General features: G+C 71.3%; 16 protein-coding genes, 1 tRNA gene and 1 pseudogene. 7 read left to right on the top strand and 11 right to left on the bottom strand.

Annotated features, from left to right (window positions below):
• Nucleotides 1–48 precede the first annotated feature (48 nt).
• On the top strand, nucleotides 49–255 hold the full coding sequence (locus tag QBJ89_RS14040; protein WP_277981099.1) for a hypothetical protein: 207 nt from the start codon (nucleotides 49–51) through the stop codon (nucleotides 253–255).
• A gap of 302 nt (nucleotides 256–557) precedes the next feature.
• Nucleotides 558–1,547 (top strand): alpha/beta hydrolase, encoded by a 990-nt coding sequence (locus QBJ89_RS14035; protein WP_277981098.1) that lies wholly within the window; start codon nucleotides 558–560, stop codon nucleotides 1,545–1,547.
• 39 nt (nucleotides 1,548–1,586) lie between these two features.
• On the opposite strand, the pseudogene QBJ89_RS20235 reads toward QBJ89_RS14035, so the two are convergent.
• The 6 genes and pseudogenes from QBJ89_RS20235 to infA all read right to left on the bottom strand — a co-directional run.
• Nucleotides 1,587–1,823, bottom strand: a pseudogene (locus tag QBJ89_RS20235) (Arm DNA-binding domain-containing protein); the annotation flags it as partial.
• Between the two features lie 284 nt (nucleotides 1,824–2,107).
• Nucleotides 2,108–2,183, bottom strand: a tRNA-Phe gene (locus tag QBJ89_RS14030).
• Nucleotides 2,184–2,214: 31 nt separating this feature from the next.
• A complete protein-coding gene (locus tag QBJ89_RS14025; RefSeq protein ID WP_277981097.1) occupies nucleotides 2,215–2,394 on the bottom strand; it encodes a DNA gyrase inhibitor YacG in 180 nt (59 codons plus the stop codon).
• A complete protein-coding gene (locus QBJ89_RS14020; protein ID WP_277981096.1) occupies nucleotides 2,394–3,317 on the bottom strand; it encodes a ribonuclease in 924 nt (307 codons plus the stop codon). Before QBJ89_RS14020 ends, QBJ89_RS14025 begins: the two co-directional genes overlap by 1 nt.
• On the bottom strand, nucleotides 3,310–3,900 hold the full coding sequence (locus tag QBJ89_RS14015) for a Maf family protein (protein WP_277981095.1): 591 nt from the start codon (nucleotides 3,898–3,900) through the stop codon (nucleotides 3,310–3,312). The genes QBJ89_RS14020 and QBJ89_RS14015 overlap by 8 nt, the downstream gene beginning before the upstream one ends.
• Before the next feature lie 44 nt (nucleotides 3,901–3,944).
• A complete protein-coding gene (gene infA, locus QBJ89_RS14010; protein ID WP_022685627.1) occupies nucleotides 3,945–4,190 on the bottom strand; it encodes a translation initiation factor IF-1 in 246 nt (81 codons plus the stop codon).
• 165 nt (nucleotides 4,191–4,355) lie between these two features.
• Between infA and QBJ89_RS14005 the strand changes: the two genes are divergently transcribed.
• On the top strand, nucleotides 4,356–4,868 hold the full coding sequence (locus QBJ89_RS14005) for a hypothetical protein (RefSeq protein ID WP_277981094.1): 513 nt from the start codon (nucleotides 4,356–4,358) through the stop codon (nucleotides 4,866–4,868).
• A 350-nt stretch (nucleotides 4,869–5,218) separates the two neighbouring features.
• Here the strand turns inward: QBJ89_RS14005 and QBJ89_RS14000 are convergent, their stop codons facing one another.
• From QBJ89_RS14000 to thiL, 3 genes are all read right to left on the bottom strand, one after another.
• The gene (locus QBJ89_RS14000) at nucleotides 5,219–6,658 is read right to left on the bottom strand and encodes a DNA methyltransferase (RefSeq protein WP_277981093.1); all 1,440 of its coding nucleotides are present in this window, start codon (nucleotides 6,656–6,658) and stop codon (nucleotides 5,219–5,221) included.
• A 164-nt stretch (nucleotides 6,659–6,822) separates the two neighbouring features.
• A complete protein-coding gene (locus QBJ89_RS13995) occupies nucleotides 6,823–9,003 on the bottom strand; it encodes a sodium-translocating pyrophosphatase (protein ID WP_277981092.1) in 2,181 nt (726 codons plus the stop codon).
• 80 nt (nucleotides 9,004–9,083) lie between these two features.
• The gene (gene thiL, locus QBJ89_RS13990; protein WP_277981091.1) at nucleotides 9,084–9,962 is read right to left on the bottom strand and encodes a thiamine-phosphate kinase; all 879 of its coding nucleotides are present in this window, start codon (nucleotides 9,960–9,962) and stop codon (nucleotides 9,084–9,086) included.
• A 96-nt stretch (nucleotides 9,963–10,058) separates the two neighbouring features.
• On the opposite strand from thiL, the gene QBJ89_RS13985 reads away from it, so the two are divergent.
• On the top strand, nucleotides 10,059–10,433 hold the full coding sequence (locus tag QBJ89_RS13985) for a hypothetical protein (RefSeq protein WP_277981090.1): 375 nt from the start codon (nucleotides 10,059–10,061) through the stop codon (nucleotides 10,431–10,433).
• Nucleotides 10,434–10,474: 41 nt separating this feature from the next.
• Complete coding sequence (locus QBJ89_RS13980) at nucleotides 10,475–11,155, top strand: M24 family metallopeptidase (protein ID WP_277981089.1); 681 nt, start codon at nucleotides 10,475–10,477, stop codon at nucleotides 11,153–11,155.
• A 187-nt stretch (nucleotides 11,156–11,342) separates the two neighbouring features.
• Here QBJ89_RS13980 and QBJ89_RS13975 read toward each other — a convergent pair whose 3' ends face one another.
• A complete protein-coding gene (locus tag QBJ89_RS13975; protein ID WP_277981088.1) occupies nucleotides 11,343–11,552 on the bottom strand; it encodes a DUF4169 family protein in 210 nt (69 codons plus the stop codon).
• Nucleotide 11,553: 1 nt separating this feature from the next.
• On the bottom strand, nucleotides 11,554–12,009 hold the full coding sequence (nusB, locus tag QBJ89_RS13970; RefSeq protein ID WP_277981087.1) for a transcription antitermination factor NusB: 456 nt from the start codon (nucleotides 12,007–12,009) through the stop codon (nucleotides 11,554–11,556).
• 153 nt (nucleotides 12,010–12,162) lie between these two features.
• On the opposite strand from nusB, the gene QBJ89_RS13965 reads away from it, so the two are divergent.
• Together QBJ89_RS13965 and hrpB are read left to right on the top strand one after the other, a co-directional pair.
• On the top strand, nucleotides 12,163–12,678 hold the full coding sequence (locus QBJ89_RS13965) for a ferritin-like domain-containing protein (RefSeq protein ID WP_277981086.1): 516 nt from the start codon (nucleotides 12,163–12,165) through the stop codon (nucleotides 12,676–12,678).
• Between the two features lie 343 nt (nucleotides 12,679–13,021).
• Nucleotides 13,022–15,451 (top strand): ATP-dependent helicase HrpB, encoded by a 2,430-nt coding sequence (hrpB, locus tag QBJ89_RS13960; RefSeq protein ID WP_277981085.1) that lies wholly within the window; start codon nucleotides 13,022–13,024, stop codon nucleotides 15,449–15,451.
• Nucleotides 15,452–15,580 lie beyond the last annotated feature (129 nt).

Raw genomic sequence — 15,580 nt, 5'->3', positions numbered from 1 at the left:
TTCGCGCTCCGCGGCCCGGCGAGCTCCTGTCCGAGGTCATTCCTCTTCATGGACGAGCTGATGCCGCTGGCCGAGGTGGAGATTGTCGGGTGCAGAGGTCTGATGAGCGTCGACACGCGCGCGAACAGGACCACACTCTACGCAAGCCATGCCGCTCGCTTGACCGATCGCGCGCGGCTCTGGTCGAGGAAGCGAGACGCCACGCTGGGGGTGGATGACGGCAGCGACGCCGAGGCCGCGGTCGAGCCCGATTAGACGATCGGCATGGGCGCGGCGAGGGCCACGAAACATGCCGTCTCCGTCGCGCGTGGCGGCGATAAGGCGTCACCGATCCTCGGCAATCTGGGACAATCGGGGCTTCCCGCGGGATGTAACTACACCTTCGACTCTCGCTCGACGCGACTCTTGATCGGAGAAGAGGCTCCGACACTAAGCACCCGCCGGACGGATGGTTGACGAGACCGGACGCGAGGCGGTCGGGAAGATAGCTCACGCCGCGACGCGGATGCGCGGGTTTGATGCTGCAAAGCGCTGGCGGAAGAGGAAGGGAGCAGCAGATGAGCACGGATGAACGATCGCTACGGCTGAAGGCACGCACGATACCGGCTCCCATCTCGATCAGCGTGGAGGCGCGCGCCGCGCTGGAGCGCCTGATCGGGACAGACGGCGTGCCGCTCAACGCGCTTTTCGAGCTGCCGGCGCACGACGACGGGGCAGGCTGGGAGAAGATCAAAGCGGCGGTCGATACGAATTACGCGCGCATCCTCGCGGCCGCAGCCGACGCGCCCACGGCGGCCATTGCGACTACCCGCCTCGAGGGCGCGTTGGTCCACGTCGCCACGCCCGCGGCACCGATCGCGGCAGACGCGATTTACCTGGAGCTGCACGGCGGTGCCTTGGTCTTTGGCGGGGGCGAAGCCTGTCGGCACGGCGCGCGCGTACAGGCCGACCAGCTCGGCCTGACGGTCTGGAGCATCGATTATCGCCTGGCACCCGAGCATCGCTATCCGGCGGCGCTCGATGATTGCGTCGCGGCCTATCGCGCGGCGCTCGACCGTCGCCCGGCCCATCGTATCGTCGTCGGGGGACGCTCGGCAGGCGGCAACCTGGCCGCCGCGATGCTGTTGCGCGCCAGAGACGAGGGCCTCCCGATGCCCGCCGCGCTGGTGCTGCTGTCGCCCGAGGTCGACCTGACGGAAAGCGGCGACAGCTTCGCGGTCAATGCCGGGGTTGATGTGGTGCTGCCGGGGTCGCTGATGGCGAGTAACCTTCTGTATGCCGGCGGAACCGATCTGGAAGATCCCTATCTCTCTCCGCTCTTCGGCGACGTGACTGGTTTCCCGCCCGCGCTACTCCTGACGGGCACGCGCGACCTGTTCCTGTCGAACACGGTGCGCATGCACCGCTCGCTTCTCGCCGCGCAGGTGTCCGCCGAGCTCCACGTGTTCGAGGCCATGCCGCACGGTGGGTTCGGCGGAGCGCCCGAGGATCGCGCCGCCTCCCGCGAGGTCACCCGCTTCGTGCACGAGCGGCTCTCACTGGCCTGACGCGTTCGCCTGCGCCGCGGGAAAGGTCGCTGCCCGCGATCAGTGGCGCGATGCACGTGGCCAGGACCGAGTGGCTATGACACCGGCGCGGTATAACTGGAGAGCCGTCGAACAAGCGACCGGTGCATCGATGGGGGCGGGCACTGTCGCGCGCTGGCGCGTGTCGACCACAGGGACGATGCCGTCGCTCAGCGCGCGTGCCGCTGCCTCCCGCTGCTCGCGCGCCCGCGCCAGCGAGATCGTCGGACAAGAGCCGAAATTAAAACGCTTTTCCTTGCCAGCGACGTGATACTATCTCCGCCAAGAGCGATAGCCACTCAGCGTGACGTAGAGGAAGAGGCCGTGGGCGTCGCTCAGCTTGTATGGCGCGGTGCGGCCGGCAGCGCGGCGGCAGGCGAGCTCGAGGAACAACCGGTACCCCCAAGTGTCGCGATCGACACCCCGACAGCATCCGCGTTGTCCCGGCTGGCAGTGGGTCGGGCTGGCACTCGCCACGACACCCTAAGCTGAGCGGGCCTCGTCCGTTTTGCGGATAGTCGAGCTGCTGTAAAATAGGGGAATGGTGCCCAAGGGCGGGATCGAACCACCGACACTACGATTTTCAGTCGTATGCTCTACCAACTGAGCTACTTGGGCGCACCGCTCGCCGAGCGGTGAGGCGCGGTCCCTAGGCGGTGTCGCGCGGCTTGTCCAGCCCCTCCTGCATGTCGTCGTCGATCGCGGGCCCGGGCAGGCGATAGCCGTCGCCGAGCCAGCGCAGCAGGTCACGGTCCTTGCAGCCGCGGCCGCAGAAGGGACCATGGTCGGGGTGCGCCGGGGCGGCGCAGATCGGGCAGCGCTGGGTCATCACTCGAAGATCAGCAACCGGCCGGTGCGGCGCAGCAGCGCGTCCTGCCAATCGGGGGTGGCCAGCACACGCGCGCGCACCGGCTCGGGCAGGCGGTGGCGCGGCGAGGCGCTCGGCGGCTCGCGCTCGATCCGGCGTAGCGCGGCGCGCGCCTCGGCACCGACGGGATCCTCGCGCAGCCGCTCGGGCAAAGAGGCGCGCGGGCGCGGACGCACCACTTGCAGGAAACCGAAGCCGTTGACCGCGGTGCGCTCGAACGGCGGCGGCAGCGCGGCGTCGAGCGCGGCGGCGACCGCCTGGCGCGCCGCCTTGCCGGTAACGCTGGGAAAGTCGATCCCGATCGAGCCGCCGATGCCGTGGCGCCGGATCGCCAGTGCCACCGCGGTCGCGGCGCGCAGCGCGAGCGAGTCGGGCGCGTCGTCGCCGTCGACGTCGAACAGCGTCATCGCCGGGGTGGGGGACATCCGCAGCGCGCCGCCGGCGAAGGCGATCTCGCCGGTGCGCGCCTCCTCCAGCACCTCGGACCAGCCCGCCGCCTCGAGCACGTCGGCCTCATGCGCGCGTGGCTCGATCACGGGTAGCCCGGTCGCCGCGATCCGTTCGCGCAGGCTCGCGCCCGCGACGGCGGGCGCGTCGGTGACACGGCCACGCGCGCGCTTGGCGCGGCCTTGCTCCGGGATCGCCTCGCGCGTCACCTCCACCGTCAGCCGCGCGCCCAGCGTCACCCTCGGTGGCGCGCGGTCGAGCAGCAGTTCGCTACCGTCCTCCAGCACCGCGACCTGGCGCTCGCGCAGCCGCGCGGGCGCGATCGTGCCGACGCGCAGGCTGTCGGGCAGCTCGATCCGCGCGGCGAGGATGCGCTCGCCCTCCACCAGCGCGGCCCGCGCCTCGCCGATGCCCTCCTCGAACAGCCACTCAGCCAAGGACGACGCCCGCGGTGGCGAGCAGCGCGCGCGTCTCGAATAGCGGCAGGCCGATCACCCCCGAATGGCTCCCGGCGAGGAAGCGTACGAACGCCTCGGCGCGGCCCTGGATGGCATAACCGCCCGCCTTGCCGAGCCCCTCGCCGCACGCGACGTATGAGTCGATTTCTTTCTCGCTCAGCGGCTTGAATGCGACCACCGTGTCGGCCAGCCGGGTGCGCGCGCGACCATCGGGAGCGATCACGCACACCGCCGAGAGCGCGTGGTGGCGCCGCCCGGCTAGCAGCCGCAGCAGGGTACGCTGCACTTCCTCGTCGGTCGCGGGCGGCAGGATACGGCGGCCGAGCGCGATCGTGGTGTCACCGGCGAGCACCGCCTCGCCCGCGTCGCGCGTCACCGCGCGCGCTTTCTCTTCGGCGAGACGCAGCGCATAGGCGCGCGGCAGCTCGCGCGGGCGCGGCGACTCGTCGATGTCGGGGGATTCGGTCCGCGCGGGCACCACGCCGAGCCGCGCGAGCAGGTCGCGGCGGCGCGGCGAGGAGGAGGCGAGCACCAGCGGCGCGGCGCCGTTGGACGGCGTCACGCTCTCACCGTCATCGTCATGGGAGAGCTCGTCCGGCGCGCGGCTCAGGACGGGCCGGGGCCGCCGCGGCCGGGCATGAAGCGATAGGTGATGCGACCCTTGGTGAGGTCGTATGGGGTCAGCTCGACCAGCACCTCGTCGCCGACGAGGACGCGGATGCGGTTCTTGCGCATCTTGCCCGCGGTGTGGCCGAGGATCTCATGGTCGTTCTCGAGCCGGACGCGGAACATCGCGTTGGGCAGCAGCTCCACCACCTGCCCGCGCATCTCGAGGAGTTCTTCTTTCGCCAAACGGTGTCTCTTTCGCGCTGAATGCGCGCGCCCTTAGCCGAGACGGCGGAGAAAGGAAAGGCGAGCGCGTGGATCGCGCGGCGACCCGAAGGTGCGGCGCGCTTCGTATATGGACAGTGTCGGGCGGTTCGGCAAGCCGGCACGAGCAGCCGCCTATAGTGGGGCATGGGGGCTACCACCTTCACGCTGCGCTACGAGGACCTACTGGCGGCAACGCGCGCGGACGCCGCGGGGCGCGGCTGGCGGCGTCGCGTCGCCTCCATTGCGCTGCCCTGGGCGGGGCTCGCGGTCGCGCTCGGCACGGGCGATCTCGGCGCGGGCGAAAGGGTCGCGATGGAGGTGGCGCTGGTGCTCGCCGCGCTGGGCTGGAGCGCGGCGATGCTGCTGGTGGCGCCGCTCGTGGCACGACGTCGGCTGATGCGACGTGTCCGGCGCCGCTTCGCGCGCCAGCCCGAGACCGCGCTGCTCACCACGCTGGCGTGGCGCGAGAGCGGGCTGGTGCTGGCTTCGCCGCGCGGCACGCTGCGGCTCGGCTGGGACGAGGTGGCGGCTGTGGAGCAGGGCGCGCTGCTGCTGTTCCGCCGGCGCGACGGCGGGGTGCCGCCGTTCGTGCCGCTCGTGCTGCTGACGCCGGCGCAGCGCGCCGAGCTGCTCGCGCTGGCGGATGGAGTGGGGTAGCGGCTAAGGTGGTTGCAGCGGTGAAATGGTCGTCAACTCCCTCGTGTACCGCGTGGGCTCCGGCGTCGCAGGCGCTGCCGGTCCCCGTCCGTCTAGCGCTGGGCCCGCGCGCGTTCGTGAGCTCTGATAAACAACGATGGACCGCCCCGGCGGACGCCGGGGCCCGGGTGGGGGACCTGCGTACGTCATCGCCAAGCTTCACCCAACTGGACTCCGGCGTGCGCCGGGGTGGCGTGTGGGGGAGATATCGTCTTCTCTTGCGAGCATCTCGCGGCACCGGAAGATAGATCGCAGAAGGACCGCGCTAGTCCTCCGACCCTCCCTCCGCCCCCGCTCATGCCGCCTTCGCCTCAGAGCAGCGAGCCCTGGCCGCCACGATCCTCGCGCACGGCCTGGCGGAAAGCGGCATGTGGGTCGACGTGCGGAAGGTCGGGGCGCTTGCCCGCCATCAGTTCGGCGAGCGTCAGGATCTGCAACCGCGCGTAGCTCCGGCCGGTCGCGCTGCTGGCGAACCGCCCTACGGCGGCGGCCTCGCGGATCATCGGCTCGGTCGGCGCAGCGCGAGTGACGAACACGCCCGCGATCGCGCGGTCGCGCACCATCGCCGAGTGGAGCTCGCGTACCATCGCCACGCCGACCTGCTCGCCGCTCTTCACCGACACCAACGCGCGCTCGATCGTGCGCCCGTCGGGCCGGCAGTAGAGCAGCCCGTCGACCCCGCCGTCCGCTCCCTTGCGCCGCCCGCCATGCGGCATCGCGCCGATCAGGAAGACGACCCACCATTGAAACTGGTAGCGGTCGCGCCGCGCCAGGTCCTCGGCCGAGGCGAGGTCGCGCGGCGTGCCCTCGACGGTGAAGCGCGCCTCGGGAAAGGCGGCGTGCAGGCGTTTCTCGATCAGCGCGATGGCAAGGTGCGTCACGTCGATCCCGACCCAGCGCCGCTCGAGCTTCTGCGCGGCATGCACCGCGGTGCCGCAGCCGCAGAAGGGATCGAGCACCAGGTCGCCCGGCCGCGACGAGGCGGCGATGATCCGCTCCAGCAGCGCGACCGGTTTCTGTGTCGGATAGCCCAGCTTCTCGACCGAGAAGGACTTGATGTTGGGCGAGTAGAGCGCGGGATCGTCCCACACGTCGTCGATCGGCTTGCCGAGCGGGTTGGCGCCCCCGCCGCGGCGCTCGTAGCCCGCGGCGTGCGCGACATATTGCTTGTTGAAGGTCCAATCGGCGGCGGGATCGCGGACGTAGTAGAAGATCGTGTCGTGGTTGCGCACCCAGTTGCCGGTGCGAGTCTTGAAGCCGCTCACCCAGCCCGAGCGCCACACGATCTCGCGGCGGAAGGCGCGCGGCGCGAACACGCCGTCGAGCAGCAGCTTGAGGTAATGGCCCGCGGTCGGGTCGCAGTGGAGATAGAGGCTGCCGCTGGGCTTGAGCACGCGGCGCAGCTCGATCAGCCGGATCGTCATCATCGCGAGATAGGCGAGCATGTCGTTCTCGCCGAGGAAACGACGCAGCGAATCGAGCAGCTGGAAGGCGTGCGGGTGGCCGCTGCGCGCGACCTGATCGAAAGCATCGGCGGCGGCGTCGTTCCAGTGCCAGCTGTCGTGGAAGGCCTCGACCTGCGCCGCGGTGCCCGCGCCGTCGGGCGCGCGGAAGAGGATGTTGTAGCTGGCGTTCGAGTTGAAGGGTGGATCGAGGTAGATCAGGTCGACGCTGGCGTCCGCGATCTCGCGCCGCAGCACGTCGAGATTGTCGCCATAGTAGAGGTGGTTCGTCGGCCGGTTCGTACCCATGCGCGCGAACGGAGCGTGGTTGTCACGGTGACGTCACGACATGGTTTGTCCGGAATGGAGCGGAGCCGGGCGGCGCGAGCGGCGGGCGGTCCGAAGTGGATCAATTCGGGTCGAGAGGAAGAAGATCCTCCCCGTAAGCGGGGAGGATCGAGGACTCGCCCGCCTCAGCCACCCCCCGCCAGCGCGGCGAGCAGCAACAGCGCGACGATGTTGGTAATCTTGATCATCGGGTTCACCGCCGGCCCCGCGGTGTCCTTGTACGGGTCACCCACGGTGTCGCCGGTCACCGCGGCCTTGTGCGCCTCCGATCCCTTGCCGCCATGGTTGCCGTCCTCGATATACTTCTTGGCATTGTCCCAGGCGCCGCCGCCCGACGTCATCGAGAGCGCGACGAAGAGCCCCGAGACGATCACCCCCAGCAGCATCGCGCCCAGCGCCGCAAAGCCGCTCGCCTGGCCGTCGACCAAAGTGACGATGTAATAGAGCGCGATCGGCGACAGCACCGGCAGCAGCGAGGGGATGATCATCTCGCGGATCGCGGCGCGCGTGACGAGGTCGACGGTGCGGCCGTAATTCGGCCGGCTGGTCCCTTCCATGATGCCGGGATTGTCGCGGAACTGCTGGCGCACTTCCTCGACCACCGCGCCCGCCGCGCGCCCCACCGCGGTCATGCCGAAGGCGCCGAACAGATAGGGAAGCAGCGCGCCGAGCAGCAGTCCGACGATCACGTACGGGTTGCTGAGCGAGAAGTTGACCGACAGGTCGGGAAAATAGGTCTGCAGGTCGGTCGTATAGGCGCCGAACAGCACCAGCGCGGCGAGCCCGGCCGAGCCGATCGCATAGCCCTTGGTCACCGCCTTGGTGGTGTTGCCGACCGCGTCGAGCGCATCGGTACGCTCGCGCACCTCGTCCTCCAGCCCCGCCATCTCGGCGATGCCGCCGGCATTGTCGGTCACCGGGCCATAAGCGTCGAGCGCGACCACCATGCCCGCCTGCGACAGCATCGCGGTGGCGGCGAAGGCGATGCCGATGATCCCGGCGAGCTTATAGGCGGCGACCACCGCGATCACGATCACCAAGGTCGGCAGCGCGGTCGCCTCCAGGCTGATCGCGAGGCCCTGGATCACGTTGGTGCCGTGGCCGGTCTCACTCGCCTTGGCGATCGACTTGACCGGGCGGTAGTTGGTCCCGGTGTAATATTCGGTGATCCACACGATCAGCCCGGTCACCGCCAGCCCGATCAGCATGGAGAAGAACAGGTCGTAGCCGGTGAAGGCGCTCGCCGCGGGCACCCCCGCGACGCTGCTCGCCGCCTGCGAGGTCGCGCCCGCGTCGGGCATCGCGCCGCTGCCGGCGTCGAGGTAGCCCGCGCCGCCGATCACGCGGTGCAGGTCGCCGAGCGTCCACTGCGTCACCGCCCAGATCGCGGGGATCGACAGCAGCGCCGAGGTCCAGAAGCCCTTGTACAGCGCGCCCATGATCGAGCCACCGCCGAGCCGCACCATATACGTCCCGATGATCGAGGTGATGATGCACACGCCACCGACCGCGAGCGGCAGGCTCATCAGCCGCATCAGCTCGGCCGCGTCGGCCTGGATCAGCAGCGCGATCGACACCATCGTGACGCCGAGCGTGACGACATAGGTCTCGAACAGGTCGGCCGCCATGCCGGCGCAGTCGCCGACGTTGTCGCCGACATTGTCCGCGATCACCGCGGGGTTGCGCGGGTCGTCCTCGGGGATGCCGGCCTCGACCTTGCCGACGAGATCGGCGCCGACGTCGGCGGCCTTGGTGAAGATGCCGCCGCCCAGCCGCGCGAAGATCGAGATCAACGAGGCGCCGAACGCCAGCGCGGTGAGTGCCTCGACGATCGCGCGATCGTTGGGCAGCAGCCCCGCGGGGCCGGTGAGATACCAGAAGAAGAAGGCGATGGAGAGCAGCCCCAGCCCGGCGACGAGCATCCCCGTCACCGCGCCCGAGCGGAACGCCATCGTCAGCCCGCGCTGGAGCGTGTGGCGCGCCGCCTCGGCAGTGCGGACGTTGGCGCGCACCGAGATCGTCATGCCGACGAAGCCGGCGAGGCCGGAGAGCAGCGCGCCGATGACGAAGCCGACCGTCGACAGCAGCCCGAGCGTGACCGCGAGCACGACCGCGACGATCGCGCCGACCACGGCGATGGTGGTGTATTGGCGCCCAAGATAGGCCTTGGCCCCCTCCTGGATCGCGCTGGCGATATCCTGCATCCGCTCATTGCCCGGCGACGCGGCGAGCACCTGACGGCTGGTGACGAAGCCATAGAGTACGGCGATCACGCCGCAGACGATGGCAAGGTAGACGATCGTCATGCCTCACATCCCTCCTGTTGCGCGCCCGGTCTGTCGCCGGGAGATGTCGCGCGGGAAGCGGAGGCTAACATGCTGCAACGTCAGCGCAACCCGTGCTCATACCCGAGCCGGCGAGGGGTCGGCAGCGGTTCCCCGACATGGGTCAGCCGCAGCCCCGCGCCGGGCTCGAAGCGCCCGACGCGGGTCGCGGGCACCGGCGGGGCGAAGTCGGGCGCGGCGGCGAACAGCAGCTCGTAATCGTCGCCTGCGGCCGCGGCGCCGAGCGCGTCGGTGACGCCCGCCGCCAGCGGCACGTCGGCGAGCTCAATCGTCACCGCCACGCCGCTCGCCGATGCCATTCGCGCGGCGTCGATCAGCAGCCCGTCGGAGACGTCCATCATCGCGGCGACCAGCGGCGCGAGCGCGCGCCCCTCGGACAGCCGCGGCACCGGGCGGCGGTAACGCGCCAGCAGCGCAGGCTCGCCGTGGCCCGCCCGCGCGATCGCCAGCCCCGCGCCGGCGTCGCCGATCGTGCCGGTGACCCAGAGCGAGTCGCCCGCGCGCGCGCCGGACCGCGGCGGCGCCGCCGCGTCGCGCCCGATCGCGGTGAGCGTCAGCACGCGCGGTGCGCCCGCGGGCAGCGTCACCATGTCGCCGCCGAGTAGGGCGCCGCCGAGGTTGCGCAGCGCGGCGTCGAGCCCGTCCAGGAAGGCGGCGTCCCACGCGGCGTCACGCAGCGGGTAGTTGAGCAGCACGCCCTCGACCAGCGCGCCCTTGGCGGCGAGGTCGGAATAATTGGTCGCGAGCAGCTTCCACGCGACGTCGCCGGCGGGGTCGTCGGGGAGGAAATGGACCCCCTCCACCAGCGTGTCGGTGGTGAGCGTGTAGCCGCCCAATGTCGCGGTGTCGTCGCTCAGCCCGCGCGCGCCGGGGTGGAGCGGCAGGCGGCGCAGGCGGGCGAGGAGATCGGCCTCGGTCATGCGCGCGGCATAGCCGCGGCGTGCAGGGTTGTCGTGCGTGGCGAACCGCTCGTTAACACGCTGCCCCTATCGTCGCTCGATAGACAGGAGCTAACGATGTCGGGCGTACCGGCCGAACACGATGACCTGCGCCGGCGGATGGCGCGTTTCCTCCCCCTGATGGATTCGACCGGCCATGCCAGCGGCGTGCTGCTGCGCGAGCGGCTCGAGTTCTCGCGTATCTTCCAGACGCACAGCCAGGAGGAGCAGCGCGCCGTCGCCGCGCGCGCCGCGGCCGAACCGGGCTTCGCCCCCACCGCGGCAGTCTATCGCGAGCAGCTCGACCGCCTGCGCGCGGATTATAGCGCGCATATCGCGCACTGGCCGCCCGCCGCGATCCGCGACGATGCCGCCGGCTATCGCGCCGCGGTGGTGAGCTTGCAGCGCCGCTTCCACGACCTGCTCGCCTGGGAGGAGCGGCATCTGCTGTGATCGGCGCGCTTCCCCGCTATGATAGGAGCGGGAGGCACGGGATGACGCAGCGGCGGGCGGCACTGGAAGCGGCGGAGCGGCGCGCGCTCGACCTGCTCGCGGCGATCGAGGCGCGCGGACTGATCGCGCCCGGGCGCAGCGAGCGTGACGTCGAGCGCGACATCTACGCGCTGGCCGAGCGCGACTTCGGAGTCGAGCGACATTGGCACAAACGGATCGTGCGCGCCGGCGCCAACACGCTGGCGATCGCGGCGGACAACCCGCCGGTGCGCGAGATCGCCGCCGACGACATGGTCTTCCTCGATCTCGGCCCGGTGTTCGGCACCTGGGAGGCCGATGTCGGCAAGAGCTACGCGCTGGGCGACGATCCGGTGAAGCATGCGCTGTGTCGCGACCTCGAGGCGCAGTTCGCGCTGGTCTGCGCGCGCCTCCATGCCGAGCCCGACCTCACCGGCGCGGCGCTCTACGCGTTCGCGTGCGAGTCGGCCGCGGCGGCGGGGTGGCGCTTCGGCGGACGGATCGCCGGGCATATCGTCGCGGAATTCCCGCACGCGCGGCTGCCCGGCGCCAAGCAGGTCCACCACATCAGCGCCGAGAACCCGACGCGGCTGCGCGACCCCGATGCCAACGGCGCCGAGCGCCACTGGATCTGCGAGATCCATCTGGTCGAGCCCGAGGGGCAGTTCGCTGGCTTCTACGAGCGGCTGATCCCGCTGGGGTGAGGGGCGGGCGCAAGGCGCGCGCGACCTCTCTTCCCCATTGCCGTCATCCCGGGCTTGGTCCGGGATCCACCGGGCCGCATACCAGGCGGTGGCGGCGCATGCAGCACCGTGGATCCTTAAACGAGTTCAGGATGACGGCAGGAACAGGGGAAGCGGGCAGGGCGACTATCCCGCCCCAACAGCCTCATCACGCCTCGCCCGCCGCGGCCCCGTCCGCGGCCACCCGCTCCAACGCCGCCCCGTCGAGCGCCGCCGTCTGCCGTTCGCGCTCCTGCCGCTCGGCCTGTTTCTCCGCCTTGGTACGGCCGTGCGCGGCGCGATTGGCCGCCGCCTGCGCCGCGTCCTCCGCGCGCCGCTTGGCCTTGCGCGCGCGGCTCAGCGAGACCAGCTCGCCCATCTCAGCCGCGCACGTCCTTGGCGATATTGTCGAGCAGCCCGTTGACGAAGCCGGCCTCGCGCTTCTGGTAGAAAGCGTGCGCGACGTCGACATAGGAGCTGATCGCCGCGCCCACCGGCACGTCCTCGCGCGCAAGCAGCTCGTAGCAGCCGGCGCGCAGGATCGCCTTCATCGGCTTGTCGAGCCGCTCCAGCGTCCAGCCCGTGCTCAGCTTGGCCTCGATCAGCCGGTCGATCTCGCCCTGCCGCGCGTGCGTGCCGGTGACAAGATCGTCGAAGAAGTCGACGTCGGCCTCGGCATATTGCGCCTCCTCGATCTCGGCACCGAGACGATGGTGATGGAACTCGTGCAGCAGCGCCGGCATCGCGGTGCCCTCCATCTCATGCTGGTACAAAGCCTGGACGGCGGCGAGGCGGGCGGCGGCGCGAGCCTTGGTGCGGGCAGCGGTGCGGGACATAAGCGGCGCCCTGTACGCCGCTGCGCGCGCCGCGTCACCCCTCCCCCTTGCCGTTGATCCTGATCAGTGTGTTCGCGCACTGATCTGGCGCAACGCCCCCGGTCCCCCGGTCGTTCGTGCAGCATCCCCGACCCGTATCGAAGGAGCATCACCATGGGCCTGTTCACCAAAGACATCGCGACGCTGCACGACCTGTTCCTGCACACACTGCAGGACATCTATTATGCCGAGCACCAGATCACCAAGGCGCTGCCCAAGATGATCGAGAAGGCGACCGCGCCCGAACTCAAGCAGGGCTTCGAGACTCACCTGCGCGAGACCGAGGGCCAGATCGCGCGGCTGGAGCAGGCGTTCGACGCGCTGGGCGAGAAGGCCAAGGCCGTCACCTGCCCTGCGATCGACGGCATCATCAAGGAGGCCAATGAGGTCGCGGGCGACATCGCCGACAAAGCGGTGCTCGACGCCGCGCTGATCGCCTCGGCGCAGGCGGTCGAACATTATGAGATCACGCGCTACGGCACGCTGATCGCCTGGGCCAAGCAGATGGGCCACGACCAGGTCGTGACGTTGCTCCAGGCGACGCTCGACGAAGAGAAGTCGACCGACGAGAAGCTCACCACGCTGGCCGAGAGCAAGGCCAACGCCAAGGCGGATCTGGCGACGGCGTGAGGGGGAGCCGCTCGAAACCGGGCGGCTCCCTCGAGACGGTAGGGTAGGGCGTCCGGGCGGACATACGTCGGGCACCCTTCCCATCTTTTTGTTCCCCGGTGAAAGCCGGGGGCCAGGCGGGGGACGCCGCTGAGGCGCGTGACCGGACTTACCTTTACGTCGCCGCGTGAGCCAATGTTGGCGCGTAACGAAAGGCGCGCGTCACCACCACGGCCTTCGCAACTGGGCGCCGGCCTCCGCCGGGGCACAGGCTGTAAACGTTTGGTGAGATAGCTGGCGTCGTGGTGCCGCCGGCGGCGCCACCCCCTTCATCCCGCCCGCTCCGCCCGCTAGGGCGAGCCGCGTGACCCCGCCGCTGCCGATCCACGCCGTCCTCCCTGCGCTGCTCGCCGCGCTGCGCGACGCCGGCGCCGCGGTGCTGGTCGCGCCGCCCGGCGCGGGCAAGACCACCGCGGTCGCCCCCGCGCTCCTCGCCGAGCCGTGGTGCGACGGCGAGATCATCGTCACCTCGCCGCGCCGTCTCGCCGCGCGCGCCGCGGCCGAGCGGATGGCGCAGCTCGCCGGCGAGCCGGTCGGCCGCACCTTCGGCTATGCCACCCGGCTCGACACCAAGCGCTCCGCCGCGACGCGCGTCACCGTCGTCACCGAGGGGATCCTCACCGCGCGGCTCCAGAGCGATCCCGAGCTGACCGGCGTCTCCGCGCTGCTGTTCGACGAGGTGCACGAGCGCAGCCTCGACGGCGACTTCGGTCTCGCGCTCGCGCTCGACGCACGCGCCGCGCTGCGCCCCGACCTGCGCGTCGTCGCCATGTCGGCGACGCTCGACGGCGCGCGCTTCGCCGCCTTGCTCGACGGCGCGCCGGTGGTGGAGAGCGAGGGGCGCAGCTACCCGCTCGCGCTGCGCCATCTCGGCCGCGCCGCCGAAGCGCGGCTCGAGGACTCGATGACGGCCGCGATCCGCCAGGCCTTGCGCGAGGAGGAGGGCGGGGTGCTCGCCTTCCTCCCCGGTGTCGCCGAGATCGAGCGCACCGCCGAGCGCGTCGGCGAAGTGCCCGGGGCGCGGCTCCACCGCCTCCACGGCAGCCTCGATCCGGCGGCGCAGCGCGCCGCGATCCGCGCCGAGCCGGACGGCGCGCGCAAGCTGGTGCTCGCCACCAGCATCGCCGAGACCAGCCTGACGCTCGACGGCATCCGCGTGGTGGTCGACAGCGGCGTGGCGCGGCGCCCGCGCTACGACCGCGCCGCGGGGATGACTCGGCTGGTCACCGAGCGCGCCAGCCAGGCCGCGGCGACGCAACGCGCCGGCCGCGCCGCGCGCCAAGGGCCGGGCGTGGCCTATCGGCTGTGGGAGGCGGCGGCGACCGCGGGCATGCCGCGCTTCGACCCGCCCGAAATCCTCGAGGCGGACCTCTCCGCGCTGGTGCTCGCCTGCGCGCTGTGGGGCGTCAGCGATCCGCGCGACCTGCGCTGGCTCGACGCGCCACCCGAGGCCGCGGTAGCGGAGGCGCGCGCGCGGCTCACCGCTCTGGGCGCGCTCGACGGCGATTCGCGACCGACCGCGCACGGCCGCGCCATCGCGGCGCTGCCGATGCCGCCGCGGCTCGCGCACATGCTGCTCGCCGCACCGGACCCGCGCCGCGCCGCGGAGGTGGCGGTGCTGCTGCAGGAGCGCGGGCTCGGCGGCCCGGACGCCGACCTCGAGCTGCGGTGGCGACGCTGGCGCGGTGACCGCTCGCCCAAGGCGGAAAGCGCGCGCGGGCTGGCGACGCGCTGGGCGGGGCTGGTGAAGCGCGGCGGGCGCGAGGGCACGCCCGACTCGATCGGCGCCTGTGTCGCGCTCGGCTTCCCTGATCGGGTGGCGCGGCGGCGCGACGCGGGCGGCGAAAGATGGGTGTCCGCTGGCGGGCGCGGGTTCAAGCTCGATCCGACGTCACCGCTCGCCAGCGCCGAGTGGCTCGCGGTGGCGGAGACGCAGGGGATGGCGGCGGGCGCGCGCATCCTCGCCGCCGCGCCAATCGCCGCGGACGAGGTGGAGGCGCTGTTCGCGGATCGGATCGAGACGCGCCGCACCGCCGACTTTGACGCCGCGACCGGTGCGGTGCAGCCGCTGCGCGAGCGCCGGCTCGGCGCGATCCGGGTGTCGAGTGGCCCCGACAGCGGCGCGGAGGCGGCGACGATCGCGGCGGCCCTGGTCGAGGGCGTGCGCGTGCACGGCCTCACGCTGCTGCCCTGGTCGCGCGCCGCCGAGGCGCTGCGCACGCGCGCGGCTTACGCCGGGGTGCCGCTCGACGATGCCCTGCTGCTGGAACGGCTCGACGAGTGGCTGCCCACGCTGGTCGAGGGCAAGCGCCGGCTCGACGCGATCGCGCCGGGCCTGCTGGTGGAGGCGTTGCGCGGGCTGCTCGGCTGGGACTCGCTGCGCGCGATCGATCGCGTCGCGCCGGCGGACTTCACCAGTCCGGCGGGCTCGACCCACGCGATCGATTATGGCGCGGAGGCGGGGCCGACGGTGGAGCTGCGCGTCCAGGCGCTATTCGGGCTCGACCAGCATCCGGTGGTCGGGGCCGAGCGTGTGCCGCTGGTGCTGTCGCTGACCTCGCCCGCGGGCCGCCCAATCCAGACAACGCGCGACCTACCCGGCTTCTGGCGCGGCAGCTGGCATGCGGTGGCCAAGGAGATGCGCGGCCGCTACCCGCGCCACCCCTGGCCCGACGATCCCGCCGGCGCCGCGGCGACGCTGCGCACCAAGAACGCCGACGCGCGCCGGGGATGAGGCGGCAGTCGCGCGCTAAGTGCTGCCCGCGCAGTTCAGGCGAAGATGCGCCACTTTGTTGTGAACATTAACATCAGCAATCTCGTATAAGCCGAACATCAATACAATCGAGCAACAATAGGGCGATGT

Origin of the sequence: Sphingomonas phyllosphaerae, assembly GCF_029623345.1 — a bacterium.
Classification (GTDB): domain Bacteria; phylum Pseudomonadota; class Alphaproteobacteria; order Sphingomonadales; family Sphingomonadaceae; genus Sphingomonas; species Sphingomonas phyllosphaerae_C.
The sequence above is the reverse complement of the archived record's forward strand: the minus strand, read 5'-3'. Positions and strand labels throughout refer to the sequence as shown.